Origin of the sequence: Micromonospora violae, assembly GCF_004217135.1 — a bacterium.
In the GTDB taxonomy this organism is placed as follows: Bacteria; Actinomycetota; Actinomycetes; order Mycobacteriales; family Micromonosporaceae; genus Micromonospora; species Micromonospora violae.
In genome coordinates this window covers 3,420,368-3,441,879 of record NZ_SHKK01000001.1, presented here as the reverse complement: position 1 = coordinate 3,441,879, position 21,512 = coordinate 3,420,368, and the positions used below count along the sequence as shown (strand labels likewise).

Sequence of the window (21,512 nt, the reverse complement as noted above, 5' to 3'; positions counted from 1 at the left end):
TCGCCCGTCGTGGTCCTTCGGCGGGCCGGGCTCAGGCCAGGTCGAACAGGGCGGCGGCGCTGTTCCAGCAGACCGCGCGCAGCCAGTCGTCGCCCAGGTCCAGCCGGGCCAGCCCGGTGATCTGGTCGGCGTACGGGTACGGGAGGTTCGGGAAGTCGCTGCCCAGCAGCACCTTGCCGGCCAGCCCCACCTCACGCAACCGGGGCAGTTCGTCCGTGGGGAACGGCATGAACTGGTCGAAAAAGGGCGTGAAGGCCATGGTGGTGTCCAGTCGGACCCGCTCGTACGTCTCCGCGAGGTCCAGGAACGCCCGATAGTCCGGGGCGCCCAGGTGCGCCACCACGGCGGTCAGCCGAGGGTGACGGGCGAGCAGCGCGGCGAACGGGTCCGGGCCGGTGTGGGCGGTCCCCACCGGCGCGTGCCCGGCGTGCACCACCACCGGCACACCCGCGTCCGACAACATCCCCCACACCTGGTCCAGCGCAGGATCGGTCGGCGCGAAACCGCCGACCTGCAGGTGCACCTTGAACAGCCGGGCACCCTCGGCGAGGGCGGCCGCGACGTACCCGGGGGCTTCCGGCTCCGGGTAGAACGTGGCCGAGGCCAGGCACCCGGGGGTGTCGCGGGCGAAATCCAGCGTCCAGCGGTTGAGGTCCGCCGCCATGCCGGGCCGGTGGGCGTACGCCAACGCGCTGAACGCCCGCACCCCGAGCCGGCGCAGGTGCGCGACCCGGTCGGCGTCGCTCCACCGGTAGCGGATCGGCCATTCGGTGCCGACCAGCGGCCCGGCGGCGTCGAAGTAGGCCCACACCCGACGCAGCAGTCGCGGCGGCAGGAAGTGCACGTGCACGTCGGCGAGACCGGGCAGCCCCAGCGTGCGGCAGAACTGAGGCACCCGTTCGTCCGCGACCGGCGGGATCACCGGCGCGGAATCGGTCATACGTCGACGCCGAATCGCCTCAGCACCGAGGGCGCGACCAAGCCGACGGTGGCCAGCGCCGAGACGGCGGTCAGTGCGATGCGCATCCCGACCACCTCGGCCTTGCTGCCGACGCGCAGGGCGATGCGGTTCGGCAGACCGATCATCATCCACATGCGCCGTTTGATCGGGATCGGCCAGAGGATCGGCACGCCGGCTCGGGTGATCATGTCGCCGAGGATGTGCACGAAGCAGCCCACGCCCAGCGCGGTGCCGATCAGCGGATAGCCGCGCCCACCGGGCAGGTTGGCGTAGGTGAACCAGGCCGCCCCGGCCGACGCGAGCGTGATGATCACCCAGCCGGCCCGCTCGGCCCACTTGTCGAACAGCCCGCGTAGCGCCAGGCCGAACATGAAGAACAGGATGGTGATGACCGCCCACTTGCCGTACGCGGCGCACAGCGCGGTGGTGCCCCAACCGATCAGCGCGGTGAACGGCAGCGTGTGGGTCAGCGTCCGGTGCCCGTTGTTGCGGCGGGGGTCCTTGCTGAGCTTCGTGGCGTAGTAGACCCCGAGGGAGATCTTCTCCATCACTTCGGCGGCGAAGAGTGAGAAGACCCCGAAGGTGCGGGCCACGGTGGCCCCGCCCTGGTTCTTGGTCACCTTGCCTGACATGTCGAGGTCGGGAAAGAGCGCGCCGCCGGCGCACACCGCGGTGCCCACCGCCAACGCGAGCGGCGACTGGTGGTAGTCGGCGAACTGCTCCAGTGCCCAGGAGCCCGCCAACCATACCGCCGCGCCGGACAGCGCGTGCTGCGGTCCCATCATCTCGGCTCACCCTCCCCAGGGATCTTGAGCGCCAAAACTACGCCACTGTAGTCAGCGCCGGCGCCGCAGGGGCATCACCCGGAGGGTCCACATCGGACCGGGTCACAGGGTGGGGGTGAAGCTCTGCCGGATCATCGGCAAGTATGCCGCGTTGACCTGCCAGTCGAACTCTTCTGTCAACCACGAGACGGTGTACGAGCGGTCGGCCGAGGTGTTGGCCAGCAGCCGGAAGCTGTGCACCGACACGCCGAGGGCGTTCTGCCAGCCGCACTCCCACACGGCACCACCCGCGAAGATGTTCATCGCCGAGATGTCCACCCGGCGATAGTCGGGCAACGCCTCGATCGCAATCAGCCGAGCCTCCTCGGCCCGCCAGTACGCCACCGGATCCGCGCGGGCCGGACCCGCCTCGACGCTGAGCACCCGGGACCCACCGGACTTGCGGAAGCAGGTCGCCGTGCCCTCGCTCCAGCGTGCCCAACCCACCGGGGCGGCGATCCGAAACCCGCTCGGGTCGTCGTACCAGGTCCACCCCTCGGGCAGCCCGTACCTGACGTCTGGCGGCGGTGCCACCGCCACCACCGGGGCCGCCGACGGTGGCGGGGATGACGCGCAGGCGAACGCCGCCGGCCGGGCGGTCGGCGCGCCGCCACCCGAGCCGGACGGGGGAGTCCGGTCGTCGTGCCGGTTGACCAGCGCCAGCGTGACGCCTCCCGCGACGAGCAGCGCGGTGGCCGCACCACCCAGGGTGATCAGGCGCCGGCGCCGACCGGGTCGACGCGGCGGGCGCGGGCGCGGCGTCGGCAGGTCGCCCGACGGGGTCACCGGTTCGACCGGGAGTGGGGCGATGGCCCGGCCGGCGCTGCGGACCGCCGCGACCGCCGAGGACCGGACCGACCCCGAGGGCTCCTCGGGGCTCGCCGCGGCGCGGCGCAGCAACGGCTCCGCCTCGACGGCGGTCAGTCGCCGCCAGGGGTCGCGCTGCAACAGGCCGGTGAGGACGGGACGCAACGGACCGGCCCGACGCATCGGGTCCGGTGGTTCGGTGGCCAGCGCGCTGAGCGTCGCCATCGCGCTGGAGCGCGCGTACGGTGACTGCCCCTCAACCGTCGCGTAGAGCGTCGCGCCCAGCGACCACATGTCGGTCCGCACGTCGGACACCCCTTCGCGGGCCCGTTCCGGGGCGACGAACTGCGGTGAGCCGAGCACCGTGCCGGGCCCGGTCATCACACCGTCGCCACCGTCGAAGGTGGCCAGCCCGAAGTCGGTGAGCACCACCCGCCCGTCGTCGGCGACCAGCACGTTGGGCGGCTTCACGTCGCGGTGCAGCACCCCGGCGGCGTGCGCGGCCCGCAGCGCGGCGAGCACCGCCAGCCCGATCCGGGCGGTCCGCTGCGGGCTCAGCGGCCCCTCGGCGGTGATGATCTGCTGCACCGACCGCGACGGCACGTACTCCATCACGATCCACGGGCTGTCCCGGTCGTGGACCACGTCGTAGAGGCGGACCACGTTGGGATGGTTGAGCCGGGCGGCGGTGCGGGCCTCCCGCAGGGTCCGCAGCCGCAATTCCGCGCGCTCGGTCTCGGCCAGCCAGGACGGCGGCACGACCTCCTTCACCGCCACGTCGCGATGCAGCATCTCGTCGCGAGCGAGCCACACCCGGCCCATTCCGCCGGTGCCGACCAGGTCGAGCAGCCGGTACCGACCCGCGATCAGCAACTGATGCACGGTCGCTCCCCCTCGGTCACCCCGAGGTCCACGATAGCTACCAATGCCGGCATTCTCATCCGCTGAGCGGCCTCGATCCACGCCGGACGGTGCTCCGGATCATGACCATACGGTGCAGGTCAGCGGGGTGGTCGGAAACTATCTCGGACCAGTTCCCAGTCGGCTGCGGCCATGGCCCAGTCCTCGTCGCGGGTGATCCAACCCAGCGTCCACCGGTTGGCGTGGAAGATCTGTTGCCGGGCGTGCAGCCACGACCCGTGCGGTGTCTGCCAGCGGCACTCCCACTCGGCTCCGCCGTCACCCGCGGCGAGCCGGATCTCGTTGTACCCCGGCAACGCGCCCGCCTTGGCCGCCGCGTCGCGGGTGGTGCGCAGCCGCTGAAGGGGATCGACGGCGTCGCCCCCGGCGATGCTGAGGGCCCGTCCGGTCGCCGGGTCCTGGAAGCACGTCACGCTGTCGTCGCGGGAGGTCACCCAGGTCGCCGGGACGGAGACCCGGAAGCCGGCGGTGTCGGCGTGCCAGACCCAGCCGGGCGGTGGCCGGAACTCCTCGCCCGAGTGCGCTGCCCCGGCCCGCACGGGCGTCCCGACGATCTCCGGACGGACACAGGCGAACGGGGGCGGGGGGAGGTTCCGGCCGGCTGGTGGCCGACCGGGGCCGAACGGTCCGTCGTTGGGCGGACGGTTCGGCTGCGGGGAGGACCAGCCGGTGGTGTCGCCGGGTTCGTCCCCGGTGACGACCAGGGCGGTGCCGACGCCGGCCACCACGGCTACCAGCAGCGCGACGGCGACCACCGCCACCCGACGCGCGGTACGCCCGGCGGCCGGATCCGGGGCCGGCGTGGGGGAGACGCTGACGGCGGCGCCCGGGTTGGGCAGCGGAATGGTGGGGTCGGAGTCGTCGGGGTCGTCGGCCGGGCTGGTTTGGTCGGCCCGCTTCGACGCCGGCCCGTCGGCCGAGGGCTGGTCGGTGGCCGACGGCGGGTCGGTGTGGCCGGTCGCGGCCGTGGTGAGCAACCGTCGGGCCGTGTCGTGGTCGAGGCGGTCGCGCGGGTCGCGGCGCAGCAGCCCGTCCAGCACCGGCGCGAGCGCCCCTGCGTGGGGGGCCGGGTCCGGCGGGTTGGCGGCGAGCGCGCTGAGGGTGGCCATCGCGGTGCTGCGGGCGTACGGGGACTGCCCCTCCACGGCGGCGTGCAGGGTCGCCCCGAGCGACCACAGGTCGGCGGCCACCGTGGACACCCCCTCGGCGGCCCGCTCCGGGGCCACGTACTGCGGGGAGCCCAGGACCATGCCGGGGCGGGTCGTCGCGCCGTCGCCGCCGTCGAAGGTGGCCAGCCCGAAGTCGGTGAGCATCACCCGTCCGTCGTGCGCCACCAGTACGTTCTGCGGTTTGATGTCGCGGTGCAGCACCCCGGCGGTGTGCGCGGCCTGTAGGGCGTCGAGCACGGCCAGGCCGATCCGGGCCGCGCGGGCCGGTTCCAGGGGCCCTTCGGCGTCCACCACGTCCTGGAGGGTGCGGGACGGGACGTACTCCATGACGATCCATGGGCTGCCCTCGACCGCGACGACGTCGTAGAGCCGGACCACGGCGGGGTGGTTGAGTCGGGCCGCGGCGCGCGCCTCCCGCATGGTGCGCGCGCGCACCTCGGCCCGTTCATGTTCGGCCAACCAACTCGGTGGAACGATCTCCTTGACCGCTACCTCGCGGTGCAGCATCTCGTCGCGGGCGCGCCAGACCCGACCCATGCCCCCGCGACCCACCAGGTCGAGCAGCCGGTACCGACCCGTGATCAGCACCTCTGCACGCTCCTCCCCAGCCGCTGTCCGGGCTACACCCTAACCAGCGGATCGGAAGTCACCTATAGGTCATCTGACGTAGGTCAGCTCGCGGCGTGGTCGGCGGTGGCGAACAGGTTCCCCTCCGGGATGGCGATCCGGGGGCGTCCGCCGGCCAGTCGGGCGGCGGCGCGTCGGGCCTGCACGGGGCCGTGTTCGCGGCGGGCGGTGGCGTAGCTGGCGGTGGTGCGGGCCGCGATGGTGGCCCAGCCGTACCGTTGGCCGACCATCGTGCGGGCCCTGCGGGCCAGCCGCCGGGCGAAGACCTCGTCGCCGAGCAGTTGGCCGACCGCGCCGGCGAGCGCGTCCGGGTCGCTGTGCGGGAACGTCACCCCGGTCACGCCGGGCTCGACGATCTCGGCGAGGCCGCCGGTGCGGGCCACCGCCAGGGGTGCGCCGGCGGCTGCGGCCTCCAGCGCCACCATGCCGAACGGCTCGTAGAGGCTGGGGACCACTGTCGCGTCGGTGGCGCCGAGCATCGCCGGCAGTTGGGTGGCGTCGAGGAAGCCGGTGAACCGGACGGTCGAGCTGAGCGCCAGCCGCCGGGCCTCCGCCTCCAGCTCGGTGCGGTACGGGCCGTCGCCGGCGATCACCACGCGCAGCCCCGGGTGCCGTTCGCGCAGCCGGGGTACGGCGTGCACCAGGTGCTGGACGCCCTTCTCGTAGACCAACCGTCCGGCGTACCCGACCAGCGGGCCGTCGGCGGCGAAGCGTGCCCGGGCCGACGCGACCGCTCGGGGGCGGGCCCGCCAGGCCCGGTCGTCGACTCCGTTGGGCACCACGTCGACCTGGGCGGCCGGTACGTCGAAGAGTTGGGTCACCTGGTCGCGCATGTATCCGGAGCAGGTGATCACCCGAATGGACGAGTTGCTGAGCCAGTGTTCGACGCCGTGGATGGTGCGGTTCATCTCCTCGGGCAGCCAGCCCTGGTGCCGGCCGGCCTCGGTGGCGTGGATGGTGGTGACCAGCGGGATGTCCAGGTGGTCGCGCAGCGTCATCGCGGTGTGGGCGACGAGCCAGTCGTGGGCGTGGATGACGTCGTAGCCGCCGGCCTGGGTGGCGCGCAGGGCGGTGCGGGTGAGGGTGTGGTTGAAGGCCATGGTCCAGGCCAGGAGTGAGTTGGTGGCGAGGGGGAACGTCACCGGGTCCTCGGGAGCGCGCAGGATGCGCACGCCGTCGGCGTACTCCTCCAGGGGTGCGCCGTCGCCGTGGCGGGTGACGACGGTGACCTCGTGGCCGGCGGCGGCGAGGGCGACGGAGAGGGCGTGCACGTGTCGGCCGAGACCGCCGACGAGCACCGGCGGGTACTCCCAGGAGAGCATCAGCACCCGCAACTGTCGGGCGGGGTTGATGTCGATCACGTGGGCATCGAGTGACATGCGGCCCCCTTTGAGTTGTCCCCGGGCGCGCGCCGACCGACACCGGATTCGATGCCGTCGTCGCGTCTGGATCGGGGCCAATCCTGCCGGGATCGCGATAACCAGCGGCGACACGACCGTTGCGGTCGTGTAAAGCGCTACTGGCTCTTTCGCCGCACCCGCAGCAGTTCGGCCACCGACCATGCCTGGAACGGGCAGCCGGTAGCGGTGTGCGGCGCGAGGCCATCGGCCGTCTCGCTCACCGAGCCTATCCCATATTCCATTAAATGGGCCTCAATGCCCACGAATGCGTCATCGACGGACATCTTCCCTCGGCGCGCGGCGTCCACGTACGGGCCGAGCAGCCACGGCCAGACCGTGCCCTGGTGGTAGCCCCCGTCCCGGTCGGCCGGGCCACCCCGGTGCCGGCCCACGAACTCCGCGGCGTCCGGGGCGAGGCTGCGCGGCCCGAGCGGGGTGAGCAGCCCGTCCGCGACGCGGCGCAGCGTGGCCTCGTCCGGCTCCAGCGGCGCGTACGGCAGCGACCAGGCCAGCAACTGATTGGGCCGCAACGCGTCGTCATCGTGCAGGGCCGCGCCACCGAGCGGGTACGCCGGCGCGGGCGCGTCCAGCACATCGTGCAGCCAGCCGCTGGGGGCCGGGAACCGCTCCCGGAACGAGGCGGTCGCCTGCCCGTGCCGTCGCCACAGCTCGTGCGCGTCCTGCCCGGCCAACTCGGTCAGCTCGGCGAGCCCGGCCAGCCCGTTGATCCACAACGCGTTGACCTCGACCGGCTTGCCGGTACGCGGGGTGACCGGAACCCCGTACACCCGGGCGTCCATCCAGGTCAGCGCGGTGCCGGCGGCACCCTGGGTGAGCAGACCGTCGGCGGGGTCGACGCGGATCCCGTACCGGGTGCCGGCCACGTGGGCGTCGATCACCGTGCGCAGGGCGGGCAGCAGCTCGTCGCCGAGGTCGGTGTCGCCGGTGACGGTGACGTGCCGGCTCACCGCGTGCAGGAACCACAGCGTGCCGTCCACGGTGTTGTACTCCACCCGACCGGTGTCGGCCGTGTTGGCGAGCATCCCCTCCGACAGCGTCGCCGCGTACGCCCGCAGCAGCTCGCGCCCCTCGTCGGCGCGTCCGGTGCAGAGGAACAACCCCTCGTAGGAGATCATCGTGTCCCGCGACCAGGCCCCGAACCACGGGTAGCCGGCGACCACGTCCACCGCCGCCGCGGTGGTGCGCACCACGAACGCGTCGGCGGCCAGCGCCAGGGTGCCCGCCACGTCGTCGGCCGGCTTCGCGGTCGCCACCACCTGCCGGTTGCGCCGCCGGGCCGTCGCCACGATCTCCTCGGCCGGCGGCGGCTCCTCGTCGAGCGGCGCGGCCCAGGCCCGCACCGACACCGTGTCGCCGGGGCGTTGCAGCTCACCGGAGAAGCGGCCCGCGTACCAGAGGTCCTCGTCCGGGTGCAGGCCCCGGTTGGCCTCCTCGCGGTGGTGCACGCCCAGCCACCACTGCCCCTCGGGTGTCCACCCCGGGCCGGCCAGCCGGTACGCGCCCTCGACCACCGCACCGTCGGCCACCGCCTCGACCTGCGGGGTCGGGCCGTCGGCCCGCCGTTCGCCGTGCGCGTCGCGCCAGGTGCAGGCGGCCGACAACTCCAGCCGGACCGGCCCACCGGCGATCAGCCGGTGCACCACGGCGACGCAGGAGCGGCCGGGCAGCATGGCCACCTCCCGCTCGATCACCACCGCGCCGATCCGCCACCGCCACCGGGGCAGCCCGTCGACCAGGTCGAAGCGCTCCAACAACTCGAAGCCACGCGGGTCCACGTCGCCGGAGGCCCACTCGTGCGCGCCGAGGCGTACCCGCGCGCCGGACGGCAGGGTGACCGCCGGATCGAGGCTGACCAGTCCCACCTGGCGGGACGCCGGCGTTTCGCCGGGGACCACCAGCAGACCGTGGTAGCGGCGCGTCCGCAGCCCGGCGACCGTGCCCATCGCGTATCCGCCCAGGCCGTCGGGGACCAGCCACTCCCGGCTGGCCGCGCTCGCCAGATCGCCGCAGATCTGCGGACCGAAGCGAATGTCGATCAAGTTTCCTCCACCGGCGGCGGGGTGTAACACGCCACGACGAGAATGGCCGCTGTGGTCAAGTACCGCGGCGACGTCAAAGATGTGCACGTGATCACTGACGGATCGTCCTCCGACGCCTCGCCACCCGACGCTGAGCGGCTCCGGCTCGCCCAGGCCGACTCGGGGGAGCAGGACTGGCGCGCATGGGGTCCCTATCTGTCCGAACGGGCGTGGGGGACGGTGCGGGAGGACTACAGCGAGCACGGTACGGCCTGGGACTACTTTCCGCACGACCATGCGCGGTCCAGAGCCTACCGGTGGAACGAGGACGGGATGGCCGGCGTCTGCGACGACCGGCAGACCTTCGCCTTCGCCCTCGCCCTCTGGAACGGCAAGGACCCGATCCTCAAGGAGCGGATGTTCGGCCTCGGCGGCGACGGCGGCAACCACGGCGAGGACGCCAAGGAGTACTGGTGGTACGAGGACTCCACGCCCACCCACTCCTGGATGCGCTGGCGCTACCACTACCCGCAGGCCGCCTTCCCGTACGACGAACTCGTCGCGGTGAACGCGTTGCGCGGCCGTGACGACACCGAGTACGAGCTGGTGGACACCGGGATCTTCGACGACGACCGGTACTGGGCGGTGACCGTCGACTACGCCAAGGCGTCCCCGACCGACCTGTGCATGGTGGTGACCGTCGCCAACCGGGGCGATGAGGCGGCGACCCTGCACGTGCTGCCCACCCTGTGGTTCCGCAACACCTGGGCCTGGGGCCTGCCGGGCGGCGACCGGATTCCCCGGCTGACCGGCCAGGGCACCCGGCTCGTCGGCGAGCACCGGGTGTTGGGCCAACTGCTGCTGGAGGGTGACGGCGGCCCGGTGCCGCTGCTCTGCGACAACGACACCAACGCCGAGCGGCTCTGGGGCCTGCCCGGCCGCTCGAAATATCCCAAGGACGGCATCAACGACCACGTCGTCGACGGCGCGGCCACGGTCAACCCGGCCCGGGAGGGCACCAAGGGCGCACTGCACTACGTGCTCGACGTGCCGGCCGGCGGGCAGCGCCAGATCCGGCTGCGGCTCACCCGGACCGCGTCGCCGCCGGCCGCCCCGCCGCCGCCCCCGGCCGACCTCAGCGACGGCTTCGAGGCGGTGGTGTGGGCGCGACGGGCCGAGGCGAACCGGTTCTTCGCCGGGGTGATCCCGCCGGCCGCCACCGCCGACGAGGCGCTGGTCGCCCGGCAGGCCATCGCCGGGCTGATGTGGGGCAAGCAGTTCTACCACTTCGACGTCAAGCGGTGGCTGGAAGGCGACCCGGGGTCGACGCCACCGCCGGCCGGGCGTCGGCACGGGCGCAACAGCGCCTGGTGGCACATGACCAGCTTCGACGTCATCTCCATGCCCGACCCGTGGGAATACCCGTGGTACGCGGCCTGGGACCTGGCCTTCCACTGCGTGAGCATCGCCCGGGTCGACCCGAGTTTCGCCAAGGACCAACTCCTGCTGCTCCTGCGCGAGTGGTACCTGCACCCCAACGGCCAGATCCCCGCGTACGAGTGGGCGTTCGGTGATGTGAACCCGCCGGTGCACGCCTGGGCGGCGCTGAAGGTGTTCGAGATCGACGGCGGCCGGGACTACGAGTTCCTGGCCCGGGTGATGCACAAGCTGCTGCTCAACTTCACCTGGTGGGTCAACCGCAAGGACACCGGCGGCAACAACGTCTTCGAGGGCGGCTTCCTCGGGCTGGACAACGTCGGGCCGTTCGACCGGTCGGCGGCGCTGCCGGTCGCCGGGGTGCTGGAGCAGTCCGACGGCACCGGCTGGATGGGCATGTACGCGCTCAACCTGCTGGACATGGCGATCGTGCTCGCCGAGCACGACCGGACCTGGGTGGACACCGCCACCAAGTTCTTCGAACACTTCGCCTACATCGCCGCCGCCGCGTACGAGCAGGGGCTGTGGGACGACGAGGACGCCTTCTTCTACGACGTGCTGCGCCTCGCCGACGGCACGAAGGTGCCGCTGAAGGTCCGCTCGGTCGTCGGGTTGCTGCCGTTGGCCGCCACCACCCGGCTCACGGCCCGGACCCTGCACCACCTACCGGAGCTGGGCGCCCGGCTGCGCTGGTTCCTCACCAACCGTCCGGAGTACGCCCAGGTGATCGGCACCCGCCGGCTGGGCCCGGACGGCCGGCAGCAGCGGCTGCTGTCCATGGTCGGCCCGGAGCAGGTGGTCCGCCTGCTGGCCCGGATGCTCGACCCCGACGAGTTCCTCTCCGACTTCGGCCTCCGTACGCTGTCGCGCGCACACCTGGACAAGCCGTTCTCGGTCACGCTCGGCGGGCAGGAGTTCTCCGTCGGCTACGAGCCGGCCGAGTCGACCAGCGGACTGTTCGGGGGCAACTCGAACTGGCGCGGGCCGATCTGGATGCCGACGAACTTCCTGCTGATCAGCGCGCTGCGGGACTACGCGGCGTTCTTCGGTGACGACCTCCAGGTGGAGTACCCGACCCGCTCCGGGGTGAAGCGCACCCTCGACGAGATCGCCGACGACCTCTCCGCCCGGCTCATCGCACTCTTCACCCAGGACGACTGGGGTCGACGGCCGATCTACGGTGCCGCGCAGATGTTCCAGACCCACCCGGACTGGCGCGACCTGATCGCCTTCCCCGAGTATTTCCACGGCGACAACGGCGCCGGCCTGGGCGCCTGGCACCAGACCGGCTGGACGGCCCTGGTCGCCGACCTGATCCTCACCCTGCGTCGCTGACCTCTTCGGGTCGACGCGTCGGGGGTCGCCAGGCGACACGCCCAGCGACCCCCGGCCACGTGGTCGGCTCGACCTATTCGATGAGCACCTTCACGGTGTCGGCGAGCCCGTCGTTGCGGTTGATGCCGACGAAGAATTCGCTCCCCACGTGGGTGACGTCTTCGATCTCGTCGACCAGGTTGTTGCTGGGAATGCCGATGTCGCTCTCCACATCGCCGCCGGACCAGTTGTACTGGTAGACCCAGTTCCATCCGGTCGAGGGCGTCGAGGTGTTGATGGACTTGGTGTTCCAGATGTAGTTCTCGGAGCAGTCAATGCCCTGGTCGGAGCGATTGTCGTGGCTCGTCAGGTTGCTCTTCACCAACGTCCAGCCACTCGTCAGAGCGCCGGAGCCGGGGTGGGTCCACAGCCTGCCCAACCGGCGGGCGGCATATTTGCCGGCGCCGCCGGCAGCCGTCGCGCTGTAGCAGAGCCCGCTGATGTTGCCAATCGGCAGCTGCACCTGGCTGGTGGTGCCGATAGTTCCGTTGGCGTTCAGGCGAATGATGGTCACCTTGTCGCTCAGGTACGCGGACTGGCTGCCCTGGGTGGCGATCAGGGCCGGGCCCTGGCCCAGGTAGTTCGCGTTGTAGGCGAGGTCGTTGCCGTGGCCGAGCGTGGGGATGGAGGCGGGCGCCCCGGCGCAGACCCAGCTGGCGCTGTCCCAGGCCGATCCGTCGCGCGTCCACCTGGACAGGACAGGCTCCGCGCCGGCCGCCTTGGTGAAAACGATGTACAGCGCAGCGCTTGGCCCGGCCACCATGCCCTGCATGACCGTGCGACCCGCCTTGCACGCACTGCTGTTCGGGATGTTCAACCGGACGGCCCCGCTCCGGTTTGTGGCCGCGGAGGCAGCGGCCGCCGGGGCGATGGCGATTCCGACTGAGAGCGCGAGCACGATCGCGGCACTCGATAGTTTCTTCACTTCGATGTCTCTCCTTGAGGGGTAAGGCGAAAAGGGAGGGTATCAGTTGATCTCAACGTGTCGATGTTCAGCGGAAATCCGGTCGTGCGTCCACCCGCTGCGGCAGTGGCCTCCGGTCAGCCGAGGAAGGACTCGGGTCCGAGTCGACCCCAGGCCACGAAGGCGGCCACCGCGAGGTAGACCAGATTCACCCCGATGAACTTCGCCTCGTCGTGGCGCAGGTGAGTGATCATCGCGCCGACCATCAGCAGGACCCAGCAGATGGCGGTCACCGGCACCAGCACCGGTGCGATGTCCAGCACGGCGGGCAGGATGAGGCCGGCCGAGGCCAGGAGCTCAAGGACCCCGAGAGTCTTGACGAAGCCGACGCTGGCAGCGTCGGTCCACCCTCCGCCGGTGATTGCGGCCAGCTTCTCCTTGGGTACGAATGCCTTGGTGATGCCGCCGGTCAGAGCGACCGCGGCCAGCAGTCCGGCCGCGATCCACAGTGCCAGGTTCATGAGGTTCCCTTCGTCTCGGGTTTGATCACGAGACACCGCCGGGCCGCGAGCTGTGACAGCTCGTCCGGTGTGACGCGGCGCACGGGCGGCTGCTGTCACAGCGGGCGCGCGGCCGGTGTCTGGTGGGCGACGCGGCGGAGAGCGACCAGACTGGAGGGACGCGGATGGGCGCGGGAGGCGCAACCGTGGGTGCCGACGATCGTGGGGGCCACGCCGTCCAGGCCTTCGTCACGCACCGGAACCTGCTCTTCACCGTCGCCTACGAGCTGCTCGGCTCGGCCGCCGACGCGGAGGACGTACTCCAGGAAACCTGGCTGCGGTGGGCGGACGCGGATCTCGCGGCGGTGCGCGACCAGCGCGCCTACCTGGTGCGGATCACCACCCGACTGTCGCTCAACCGGCTGCGGGCGGTGAACCGGCGCAGAGAGTCGTACGTCGGCTCCTGGTTACCGGAACCGCTGCTGACCGCACCCGACGTCGCCGATGACGTCGAACTCGCCGAGAGCGTCTCGATGGCGATGCTGCTGGTGCTGGAGACGCTCGCGCCGACCGAGCGGGCGGTGTTCGTCCTGCGCGAGGTGTTCGACCTCAGCTACGACGAGATCGCCCAGGCCGTCGACAAGAGTCCGGCCACCGTCCGTCAGATCGCCCACCGGGCGCGGGCGCACGTCGCCGCGCGCCGGCCTCGTGGCGTGGTGTCGCCGGACGAGAGCCGACGGGTGCTCACGGCGTTCCAGGTGGCCCTGGAGACCGGCAACGTGCAGGGCCTGCTCGACGTGCTCGCGCCGGATGCCGTGCTCCTCGGCGATGGTGGCGGGGTCAAGCAGGCGGTGTTGCGGCCCATCATCGGTGCCGACAAGGTGGCTCGCCTGCTGTGCAGCACCCACGTCCGGGTCGAGACCATGGCGCTGCACCCCGCCGAGGTCAACGGTCACCCGGCGCTGATTCTGCGACTCGACGGTGCACTCGACACCGTCGTCGCGCTGCGTATCGACGACGGTCTCATCAGCGGGGTCTACGCCGTGCGCAACCCGGAGAAGTTGTCGCACGTGCGGCGCGAAACCATCCTGCGCCGCTGAAGCCGTCCCGATCGTGCCCGCATTGAGCGCCTGCCCTAGAACGCCGGCGACGGTGTCTCCGGTGGGTGCCGACGGGCGCGTCGGGTGTCCGCGCCAGCCACGCCGAGCAGCACCAGGGCGACGGCGGCGCCCGCGGTGAGCGGGTCGACGTGCGGCGTCACCGGCACCAGCAGGGCGAGGGCCAGCAGGCCACCGACCCGGGACCGGGAGACCCGGGCGAAGACCTGGTATTCGAGCGCCGTTCGTCCGATGAGGAAGAGCGCCGGGCCGCCGAGGATCGCGGTGAGCCAGGACGCCGGGAGGTGCCCGAGCGGTTCGGTGATGAACAGTTCGAAGCCGACGCCGGTCAGCACGATCCCCGCGATCATGACCATGTGGGCGAACGCCATGTAGGTCGCGAGCCGGGCCGCGTCGCGGGAGCGGTCGAGGGCCCCGTCCAGCACCCCGCCCGCCAGGTGGAAGTAGATCCGCCAGAGCAGGACGGTGGACACCAGCGCCAGCACGAACCCCGCCGTCTGGTCGGGGTCGAACTGGCTGCCGCTGAAGGCGAGCCCGATGACGAAGATCGCCTCGCCGAGGGCGATGAGGAGGAACTGTTGGTACCGCTCGGCCAGGTGCTCGGCCGCGATCGTCTCCACGCCGAGTCGTCGCGCGCCGAGTCGGGGGGTCGGCCAGCCGCGAAACAGCCCGGTGTAGTCGATCAGCACGGCGAGGGTCCAGAGTGCCCCGCGGACCGTGCCGTCGTTGACCAGGCCGCCGACGACCCAGAACGGTGCGCTCAGGACGAACCAGAACAGGATCCGGATGGGCTGTTCCGGGTCCGGTCGGCCGTGCCCGGCGATGCGGAAGTAGACCACTCGGCCGATCTGGAGCGTCACCAGGGTGATGGCGAAGAGTGAGGCCCGTGCGCCGAAGGCGTGGGGCACGGCGACGGCCATCGTCATGGCACCGACCAACGTCATGATGATGACGGTCTGCACGATCCGGGCGTCCGGGTCCAGCCAACTGGTCGACCAGACCGTCACCGACCAGACCGCCCACAGCGCCAGGAACAGCAGCAGAGCCTGACCGATTCCCGCGTAGACGTCGCGGTGGTCTTCGGTGAAGTCGACGATCAGCCGCGCGGAGATCCGGGTGAGGGCGAAGACGAAGACCAGGTCGAGGAAGAGTTCCAGGAAGGTCGCCCGCTGGCGGGTGGCGTCGTCGCGCAACAGCCGCATGCCGCGTTCGTCTCTCATCCTCTCGCCTAACGAGCCACCGGCGGTGGTGGCACGTGCGCAGCGGAGGTTGGCGAACCACAAGAGTCACCAATCCGTCACCCGACAGCTACGACACGTGTGCGCCTTTACGCTCGTGGACGTGTCCGGACCTGCCGAGAAGGCCGCTGAACAGGACCGACGCGACCTCATCGTCACGGTCGCGCGAGAGTTGGCCGAGACGGAGGGGTGGGCGGGGGTGACCACCCGACGGCTCGCCGAACGCACCGAGATCGACATGGGTGACATCTACCGGCACTTCGCGGATCTGGAGGCGCTGATCGCCGCCGTCGCGGTGTGCGCCTTCGCCGATCTGGCCGCCGATCTCGCCGAGGCGCACGCGGAGAACGTCGGCAGCCCCGAGGGGGTCTGGCCGGCGGTTGCTGCCGCGTACCTCGACTTCGCGTACACGAATCCGGAGGTCTATGACGCGATGCTGGCGCTCACCCCCGACCTGGCCCTCGGCGCGGATGGTGTGCCGGCCGCGCCGCGGGCGGTCTTCGCCGAGCTGCGGGCGGCGCTGACCCCGCTGGCCGAGGGGCGGGACCCGGACACCCTCGCCGAGGTGGGCTGGAGCCTGCTGCACGGCGTGGTGATGCTCACCCGCGGTGGCCGACTGCGACCTGAGGGGCAGGAGGAACGCGAAGCGTTGATCGCGCAACGGTTGCTGAGGTGGCCGTGACCACGCCGCCGGGCGGAAAACCATGGGCTCTGCCGGGTGTCTGCCACCTACCCTGTCCCTCGGCCTGCCGGACGGTGGGCCGGGGGAGGGGATGGCATGACGGTCGGCGTGGCGGCTCGACGGCAGGCGCAGGTGTTGATCTTCGATGCGGACGACACCTTGTGGGAGAACAACGTCGTCTTCGAGCGGGTGATCGACGACTTCCTGGGTTGGCTGGACCACCCCACTTTGGACCGGGCCGAGTTGCGGGCCGTCCTCGACGACATCGAGCGGGCCAACGCGGTGGCTCACGGGTACGGCAGCAAGGTCTTCCTGCGCAGCCTGGCGCAGTGCCTGGAGCGGCTGCGCGAGCGGCCGGCCACCGACTCGGAACGCCAGGAGATCGACCGGCTGGCGGTGGCCCTGGTGGAGCACCAGGTGGAGCTGATGCCCGGGGTCGCCGACGCGCTCGACGAGCTGGCCGGCCGGCACGAGCTGTTGTTGCTCACCAAGGGCGACCAGGAGGAGCAGCAGCGCAAACTGGACGCCTGCGGCCTGTTGCACCATTTCGGGGCCGCGCACATCGTCGTCGAGAAGAACGTCGACACGTACCGGTGGCTCATGCGGGAGCACGGCTTCGCGCCGTCCGGCGCGTGGATGATCGGCAACTCTCCGAAGTCCGACATCCTGCCGGCGCGGGCGGCCGGGTTGAACGCGGTGTTCATCCCGAACGCGAACACGTGGGTGCTGGAGGACGACGAACTGGACCCGACCGACGACGGGGTGCTGCGCCTCGCCGCGTTCCGTGACCTGCTGCGGCACTTCTGACGGTCCCGAAGGCACTTCTGACGGTCCCGAATCCGAACAGCGTCGGCGATCATGGTCGCGTTACGCCGAGATGCCTGATTTCCCCCGTGGGATCAGTCCTGCCGTCGACCGTCCGAGGTGGCTTGTCCGGCTGGTCGGGCCGGCCTAACCTGGGCCGGCGCTCACGGCTTCGGGGTCAGTCGGGGGCGCGTCGGCGTTCGGTGGGTGAGCACCGAGGAGCTGAGTGCGGAGTGGGCCGGCCCTGTTCTGGCGCGTGGCGGCGTGTCACGCCCGCGCGGCGGGGTGCCGGAGCTGTCCTCTCCCCAGCCGGACGGCCGAGGGTCAGGGCCGGGTAGTTGCGGACCCGGTCCTGACCCGGCGCTGTCACCGCGGATCGTGCTCAGCTGGCCTCGCGTCGGACGATGGCCACCGCCACCCGGCAGAACTCGTCCATGTCGGGGTTGAACCCGGCCGCGATGTCGGGATGCAACCCGGAGCGGGTCTCCTCCAACAGCCGCTGGCAGACCTGCTCGACCGGTTCGCCGGCGTAGCCGGCGCGGACCCGGTCGGTGGCCGCCTGAAGCGCCGACGTCAGCTGCTCTTCCAGCGGCCCGCGCAGCTTCTGCTGCACGGGGTCGAGCCCGCGGGGGTCGAGCGTGACATGTGGCTCCGACATCGGTGCTCCCTTCGTCGGCGTCCGCGATACCCCACCGCGGACGTCGGTCAAACCCCGGTCGGTACGGCGGCGACCCGCACCTGGTACGAGAAGTCCTCGGCCGGCTCCTCGTGGTACGACAACCGGCGGATCTGCCGGTCGTCGTCGTAGAGGGCGACGTCCACCAGGACGCCGAGGTGGGCGAGGCCGATGGTCGACACCCGCTTCTTGTCCTGCAACACCGCACAGACTCCGCCGAGCAGGGTGCTGGCGTCGGACGTACGGTGCCCGGGCGGGCAGCGCAGCACCAGGTCCACCTCGATCGGCCCGGGCAACGGCGTCCAGCCGGTGCGCTGGGCCGCGACGAGCGCGGCCTGGAGCAGGGTGCGGACCCTCGTCGCCTGCCGATGCCCGGCGGCGAAGATGGACAACGCTTCGGTCTTGACCGGTGGCAGGCCGCTCACCTCGAATGTCAGGGCGAGAGCGCGGGTGTCCTGCACGACGGCACCTCCTCGTTGGGACGATCCTGCCGAACCGGGGGAGCGGTGGTGGGACATTCCCGCGATTACCAACCGATCGGGCAGGCGTGGGTCGGCCGGAGGCGTGTCGACGGCGGCGGCGAACGCGCCGGCGGCGGCGCTAGGAAAACGCTAGCCGACGATGTCCGAGCTGGGTAGTCGGTCGTTCACCCGGTGGGGCGTGGGGCGAAGGCGCAGAACTCGTTGCCCTCGGGGTCGGCCAGCACCCACCACCAGTGCGCGTCGTCGAGCGGCTCCCGCAGCAGCGTCGCGCCGGCCGCGATCAGCGCCATCGGCTCCGGGTCGGTCAATTCGACGTCCCAGTGCAGGCGGTTCTTGACTGTCTTGGGCTCGCGTACCCCGTCGAAGAGCCAGCGCTCCCAGGGCAGGCCGGCGGCCCCGAGCACCGCGGTGTCCGTCGGTCCGTGCTCGACGGTGCCGCCGAGCGCGCCGGCCCACCAGGTCGCCTGGGCGGCCGGGTCGAGCGCGTCCACCACCAGTTGGAACGGGCCCGGGCGGCTGTCCGCGTCGGGCGCGAGCGCGCAGAACTCGTTGCCCTCCGGGTCGGCCAGCACCCACCGGCCGTCGTTGTCCGGCTCGCGAACCAGTTGGGCGCCCTGCGCGAGCAGCGCCGCCGGGTCCGAGTCGGCCAACCGCAGATCCAGGTGTACGCGGGTCCGCCCGACCCGCGGCTCCGGCACCTTGTTCACCCAGATCGACTCGGCTGGTGAGCGGGCGTCGCGGGGGTCGACCCGGGTGTCGCCGTCACCGGCGTCGGCCATGTCGGCGTCGAGCAAACGGGCCCAGAAGCCGCCGAGCGCGATCGGGTCGGCGGCATCGAGGCAGAGGTCCTTGAAGCGTGCGATCACCGTCCCAGCATGCCTGGTCGAGCGAGGCATGTCCGTTCGGACGGCCCCGGAACGGCGCGACACCACATGGTGTCCTGGACGTTATATAACGCCGCACGTAGTATCGGCTCATGCATGAATCCACCTTTCTCATCCTCACCGCCCTGGCGGCGCAGCCGTTACACGGCTACGGGATCCTCCAGTCGGTGCAGGAGCTGTCAGCGGGCGACGTGAAGCTGCGGCCCGGCACTCTCTACGGCGCACTCGACCGCCTGGTCGAGCAACGCCTGATCGAGGTTGACCGGGAAGAGGCCGTCGACGGGCGGCTGCGTCGCTACTACCGGCTCAACAACGCGGGAGCAGCGGCCCTGCAAGCCCAGGCCGAGCGACTGCATCGGCATGCCGCGGCGGCCGACACCCAGCTGAGCAGGCGCCTCGGTGATGCCCTGAGTTTCGGGACGGTGACCGCGTGACCGCCTCCGTCTGGTCGAACGACGACCGCAGTCTCGAACGCCACTACCGCACGCTGCTGCTGGCGTACCCGGGCCGGCACCGGCGGCGGTACGGCCCCGAGATGATCACCATGCTCCTCGACATGGCGGCGCCCGGGCAGCGTCGCCCCCGCCCCGGTGAGGCCCTGCACCTGCTCGGCAGCGGCCTCCGACAGCGGCTCCGCCTCCCCGCGCACCGCCCCCTCGCGGTGATCGCGGCGGTCCTCCTGGCCCTGACACTCGGTGCGTTCGGCGGGGCCGCCGGGTCGTGGGCGGGTGCGCAGACGTTCACCGACCTACCCGACGACGCAGCGGCCGCCCGCCTGGCCCAGCAGGCCAGCGGTGCCGCCGGCGATCCTGTCCTCCTGCGCAGTCCGTCGCCGTGGCTGGAGGAGTCGATCTCGACGGTGACTGAGGTCGATGGCAACTGGAGTGTGGAGCAGGCTCGGCAGCGGTTCGCCGCTGAAGGGTGGTCGGTCTCCGACATCGCACCGCTTGGCGGGCGGGCGGCCGCCTTCGACCCGGAGACCAGATCCCTCGCCGACCTCCCGATGCGAAACTCGATGTTCAGCGCCACATCGGACGGGCTGGTAGTCCAGGTGCGGGGCTTCCTCACCGCCGAGCACGGTGCGGTCCATGTCAACGGTTGGGCGCAGAGCCAGCCCCTGTTTCTGCCACTGATCGTGCTGGGCATCGTGATCGGACTTGTCGCCGGATGGCTGATCGCCGCGGCCCTGGCATATCGGATCGTGGGGGCGCAGGCCGAACGGCGGCGCAACTCCGCCGCACTCTGGGCCGTCGCACTGATCGCACTCGCCCTACCGGCAGCAGCCCTGTACGGCAACGTGATGCGCGCGTTCCACCATCACGGTGACGTCGGCCCGGTCTTCACCGTGCACAGCGCGTTCACGCCCGGCAGCTACTACCCGTTCGGGCCGACCTGGCAGATTCTCGCCCTGACCATCGCCGGGGCTGTGCTCGCGGGCGCCGCGGTTCTGCTCGCCCGTCCGGGGGCGCAGCCCCAGCCGCGGGAAGCGGCGGTGGCGGGCTGAGACCGCGACCGTCGGTGTCCAACTGCTGGGCCGGGCCCGTCCGTGCAGAAGGCCCGACCCGGGGGCCTTCTGCACGGCTGTCAGTGCTGCTTGGCGTACTCGACGAACGCCTTCCAGGCCGTCGGGTCGACGTGCAGGGTGCCGCCGTCGCGGTCCTTGGTGTCGCGCACCAGCACCACGCTCGGCAGGTTGTCGGCGACCTCGACGCAGGAGCCGCCGTTGCCGCCGGACCGGGTCGACTTGCGCCACTGGGGGGTCAGTGTGCCCATGACTTCGCCACTTCCTTGATCAGCTCGGTTGACTGCCGGCGGGGGAGCGCCTCGTTCCGCACGATCTCCCACGTCTTCGCCAGCTTAGCGACGTCGGTCGACGCGTCGACGAACTGTGCGTTGAGCTGGTTGTCGGCGTGAGCCACCCGCTCGCCGTCCGGCATTTCGGCGATGATGAACTGACCGGCCAGCCCCAGATACATCCCAGCATCGACCGGGACGATGTGCACCTGGATATGCTCCGCCGCCGCCAACTGGGCCAGGTGTTCGCACTGCTCGACCATGAGGCCCGGCTGGTCGAGCACCGGCCGGCGCAGCACCGCCTCGTCCAGCACGGCGATGAGCTGCGGTGGGCGCGGGCGGTGCAGGATCGCCTGCCGCTCCATTCGGGAGGCGACGATCCGGTCCACGTCCTCGGCGTCGAACCGGCCGCCGGCCAGCGTGGCGCGGGCGTACCGCTCGGTCTGGAGCAGGCCCGGCACGTACGCCAATTCGAACCAGCGCAGCGTGGTCGCCTCCCGCTCGAACTCGATCCACTCGCGCAGCCAGGCCGGCTCGGCGTCGAGCCGGGCCAACCCGTCCAGCATGCGCAGGAAACGCCCGCCGGTCTGATGGTGGGTGTCGACCGCCCGCATGTACTCCTTCGTGGGCGGTCGCCCGCCGGTCTCCACCGAGCTGACGTGTGAGCCCGAATAACCGATGCCCCGGCCGAAATCCTCCTGGCTGAGCCCCGTATCGGCCCGGAACAGGCGCAGCTCGTCCAGCACGTAGTCGGTGACTGTCCCCATCGATTCCCCAACCTTCGCTCACTGTGGCTCGGCGCGTCCCTCATGGGTGCTCACCTGGACCGCTGAGCTGCACGGATGACGCGAGCACGTATCGACGGTAGTCG

Annotated in this window: 20 protein-coding genes; 6 read left to right on the top strand and 14 right to left on the bottom strand. The window is 71.4% G+C overall.

The window, feature by feature from the left end:
* Window positions 1-31 precede the first annotated feature (31 nt).
* The 6 genes from EV382_RS15100 to EV382_RS15075 form a co-directional block, all read right to left on the bottom strand.
* Window positions 32-940: an amidohydrolase family protein gene (locus EV382_RS15100; RefSeq protein ID WP_130402494.1), complete on the bottom strand. Its 909-nt coding sequence runs from the start codon at window positions 938-940 to the stop codon at window positions 32-34.
* A complete protein-coding gene (locus EV382_RS15095) occupies window positions 937-1,746 on the bottom strand; it encodes a metal-dependent hydrolase (protein WP_130402492.1) in 810 nt (269 codons plus the stop codon). Before EV382_RS15095 ends, EV382_RS15100 begins: the two co-directional genes overlap by 4 nt.
* Before the next feature lie 102 nt (window positions 1,747-1,848).
* Window positions 1,849-3,474: a serine/threonine-protein kinase gene (locus EV382_RS15090; RefSeq protein WP_130402490.1), complete on the bottom strand. Its 1,626-nt coding sequence runs from the start codon at window positions 3,472-3,474 to the stop codon at window positions 1,849-1,851.
* A gap of 119 nt (window positions 3,475-3,593) precedes the next feature.
* Window positions 3,594-5,270, bottom strand: a complete 1,677-nt coding sequence (locus tag EV382_RS15085; RefSeq protein ID WP_244236704.1) for a serine/threonine-protein kinase — start codon at window positions 5,268-5,270, stop codon at window positions 3,594-3,596.
* Between the two features lie 83 nt (window positions 5,271-5,353).
* Window positions 5,354-6,688: a glycosyltransferase family 4 protein gene (locus EV382_RS15080; protein ID WP_208758423.1), complete on the bottom strand. Its 1,335-nt coding sequence runs from the start codon at window positions 6,686-6,688 to the stop codon at window positions 5,354-5,356.
* Between the two features lie 137 nt (window positions 6,689-6,825).
* Window positions 6,826-8,769, bottom strand: coding sequence for an amylo-alpha-1,6-glucosidase (locus EV382_RS15075; RefSeq protein WP_130402488.1), 1,944 nt, complete (start codon window positions 8,767-8,769; stop codon window positions 6,826-6,828).
* Between the two features lie 42 nt (window positions 8,770-8,811).
* Here EV382_RS15075 and EV382_RS15070 point away from each other — a divergent pair, with 42 nt between their 5' ends.
* Entirely contained in the window at window positions 8,812-11,520 is a 2,709-nt protein-coding gene (locus EV382_RS15070; RefSeq protein ID WP_130402486.1) for an MGH1-like glycoside hydrolase domain-containing protein, read from the top strand.
* Window positions 11,521-11,593: 73 nt separating this feature from the next.
* Here EV382_RS15070 and EV382_RS15065 read toward each other — a convergent pair whose 3' ends face one another.
* Window positions 11,594-12,484, bottom strand: coding sequence for a hypothetical protein (locus EV382_RS15065; protein WP_130402483.1), 891 nt, complete (start codon window positions 12,482-12,484; stop codon window positions 11,594-11,596).
* A 116-nt stretch (window positions 12,485-12,600) separates the two neighbouring features.
* Window positions 12,601-12,984, bottom strand: coding sequence for a DoxX family protein (locus EV382_RS15060; RefSeq protein WP_130402481.1), 384 nt, complete (start codon window positions 12,982-12,984; stop codon window positions 12,601-12,603).
* A gap of 164 nt (window positions 12,985-13,148) precedes the next feature.
* On the opposite strand from EV382_RS15060, the gene EV382_RS15055 reads away from it, so the two are divergent.
* Window positions 13,149-14,063, top strand: a complete 915-nt coding sequence (locus tag EV382_RS15055) for an RNA polymerase sigma-70 factor (protein ID WP_130402479.1) — start codon at window positions 13,149-13,151, stop codon at window positions 14,061-14,063.
* Window positions 14,064-14,098: 35 nt separating this feature from the next.
* On the opposite strand, the gene EV382_RS15050 is transcribed toward EV382_RS15055, so the two are convergent.
* Window positions 14,099-15,301: a low temperature requirement protein A gene (locus tag EV382_RS15050; RefSeq protein ID WP_130402477.1), complete on the bottom strand. Its 1,203-nt coding sequence runs from the start codon at window positions 15,299-15,301 to the stop codon at window positions 14,099-14,101.
* A 121-nt stretch (window positions 15,302-15,422) separates the two neighbouring features.
* Between EV382_RS15050 and EV382_RS15045 the strand changes: the two genes are divergently transcribed.
* Complete coding sequence (locus tag EV382_RS15045; RefSeq protein WP_244236703.1) at window positions 15,423-16,001, top strand: TetR/AcrR family transcriptional regulator; 579 nt, start codon at window positions 15,423-15,425, stop codon at window positions 15,999-16,001.
* 96 nt (window positions 16,002-16,097) lie between these two features.
* A complete protein-coding gene (locus EV382_RS15040; RefSeq protein ID WP_130402473.1) occupies window positions 16,098-16,808 on the top strand; it encodes an HAD family hydrolase in 711 nt (236 codons plus the stop codon).
* A 379-nt stretch (window positions 16,809-17,187) separates the two neighbouring features.
* Here the strand turns inward: EV382_RS15040 and EV382_RS15035 are convergent, their stop codons facing one another.
* The 3 genes from EV382_RS15035 to EV382_RS15025 form a co-directional block, all read right to left on the bottom strand.
* Window positions 17,188-17,463: a hypothetical protein gene (locus EV382_RS15035; protein ID WP_130402471.1), complete on the bottom strand. Its 276-nt coding sequence runs from the start codon at window positions 17,461-17,463 to the stop codon at window positions 17,188-17,190.
* A gap of 47 nt (window positions 17,464-17,510) precedes the next feature.
* Window positions 17,511-17,942, bottom strand: coding sequence for a RusA family crossover junction endodeoxyribonuclease (locus EV382_RS15030; protein WP_130402469.1), 432 nt, complete (start codon window positions 17,940-17,942; stop codon window positions 17,511-17,513).
* 185 nt (window positions 17,943-18,127) lie between these two features.
* The gene (locus EV382_RS15025; protein ID WP_130402467.1) at window positions 18,128-18,829 is read right to left on the bottom strand and encodes a VOC family protein; all 702 of its coding nucleotides are present in this window, start codon (window positions 18,827-18,829) and stop codon (window positions 18,128-18,130) included.
* Window positions 18,830-18,939: 110 nt separating this feature from the next.
* Here EV382_RS15025 and EV382_RS15020 point away from each other — a divergent pair, with 110 nt between their 5' ends.
* Together EV382_RS15020 and EV382_RS15015 are read left to right on the top strand one after the other, a co-directional pair.
* The gene (locus EV382_RS15020; protein WP_130402465.1) at window positions 18,940-19,281 is read left to right on the top strand and encodes a PadR family transcriptional regulator; all 342 of its coding nucleotides are present in this window, start codon (window positions 18,940-18,942) and stop codon (window positions 19,279-19,281) included.
* Entirely contained in the window at window positions 19,278-20,351 is a 1,074-nt protein-coding gene (locus EV382_RS15015) for a hypothetical protein (RefSeq protein WP_130402463.1), read from the top strand. Before EV382_RS15020 ends, EV382_RS15015 begins: the two co-directional genes overlap by 4 nt.
* Window positions 20,352-20,431: 80 nt before the next feature.
* Here the strand turns inward: EV382_RS15015 and EV382_RS15010 are convergent, their stop codons facing one another.
* Entirely contained in the window at window positions 20,432-20,620 is a 189-nt protein-coding gene (locus EV382_RS15010) for a DUF397 domain-containing protein (RefSeq protein WP_130402461.1), read from the bottom strand.
* Entirely contained in the window at window positions 20,608-21,408 is an 801-nt protein-coding gene (locus EV382_RS15005; protein WP_130402459.1) for a helix-turn-helix domain-containing protein, read from the bottom strand. The genes EV382_RS15010 and EV382_RS15005 overlap by 13 nt, the downstream gene beginning before the upstream one ends.
* Between the last annotated feature and the right edge of the window lie 104 nt (window positions 21,409-21,512).

Excerpts from the sequence above, each read along its gene's own strand:
- EV382_RS15100 (WP_130402494.1), bottom strand. The coding sequence starts at position 940 with ATGACCGATTCCGCGCCGGTGATCCCGCCGGTCGCGGACGAACGGGTG.
- EV382_RS15095 (WP_130402492.1), bottom strand. The coding sequence starts at position 1,746 with ATGATGGGACCGCAGCACGCGCTGTCCGGCGCGGCGGTATGGTTGGCG.
- EV382_RS15080 (WP_208758423.1), bottom strand. The coding sequence starts at position 6,688 with ATGTCACTCGATGCCCACGTGATCGACATCAACCCCGCCCGACAGTTG.
- EV382_RS15070 (WP_130402486.1), top strand. The coding sequence starts at position 8,812 with ATGGCCGCTGTGGTCAAGTACCGCGGCGACGTCAAAGATGTGCACGTG.
- EV382_RS15060 (WP_130402481.1), bottom strand. The coding sequence starts at position 12,984 with ATGAACCTGGCACTGTGGATCGCGGCCGGACTGCTGGCCGCGGTCGCT.
- EV382_RS15055 (WP_130402479.1), top strand. The coding sequence starts at position 13,149 with ATGGGCGCGGGAGGCGCAACCGTGGGTGCCGACGATCGTGGGGGCCAC.
- EV382_RS15050 (WP_130402477.1), bottom strand. The coding sequence starts at position 15,301 with ATGAGAGACGAACGCGGCATGCGGCTGTTGCGCGACGACGCCACCCGC.
- EV382_RS15040 (WP_130402473.1), top strand. The coding sequence starts at position 16,098 with ATGACGGTCGGCGTGGCGGCTCGACGGCAGGCGCAGGTGTTGATCTTC.
- EV382_RS15035 (WP_130402471.1), bottom strand. The coding sequence starts at position 17,463 with ATGTCGGAGCCACATGTCACGCTCGACCCCCGCGGGCTCGACCCCGTG.
- EV382_RS15020 (WP_130402465.1), top strand. The coding sequence starts at position 18,940 with ATGCATGAATCCACCTTTCTCATCCTCACCGCCCTGGCGGCGCAGCCG.
- EV382_RS15010 (WP_130402461.1), bottom strand. The coding sequence starts at position 20,620 with ATGGGCACACTGACCCCCCAGTGGCGCAAGTCGACCCGGTCCGGCGGC.
- EV382_RS15005 (WP_130402459.1), bottom strand. The coding sequence starts at position 21,408 with ATGGGGACAGTCACCGACTACGTGCTGGACGAGCTGCGCCTGTTCCGG.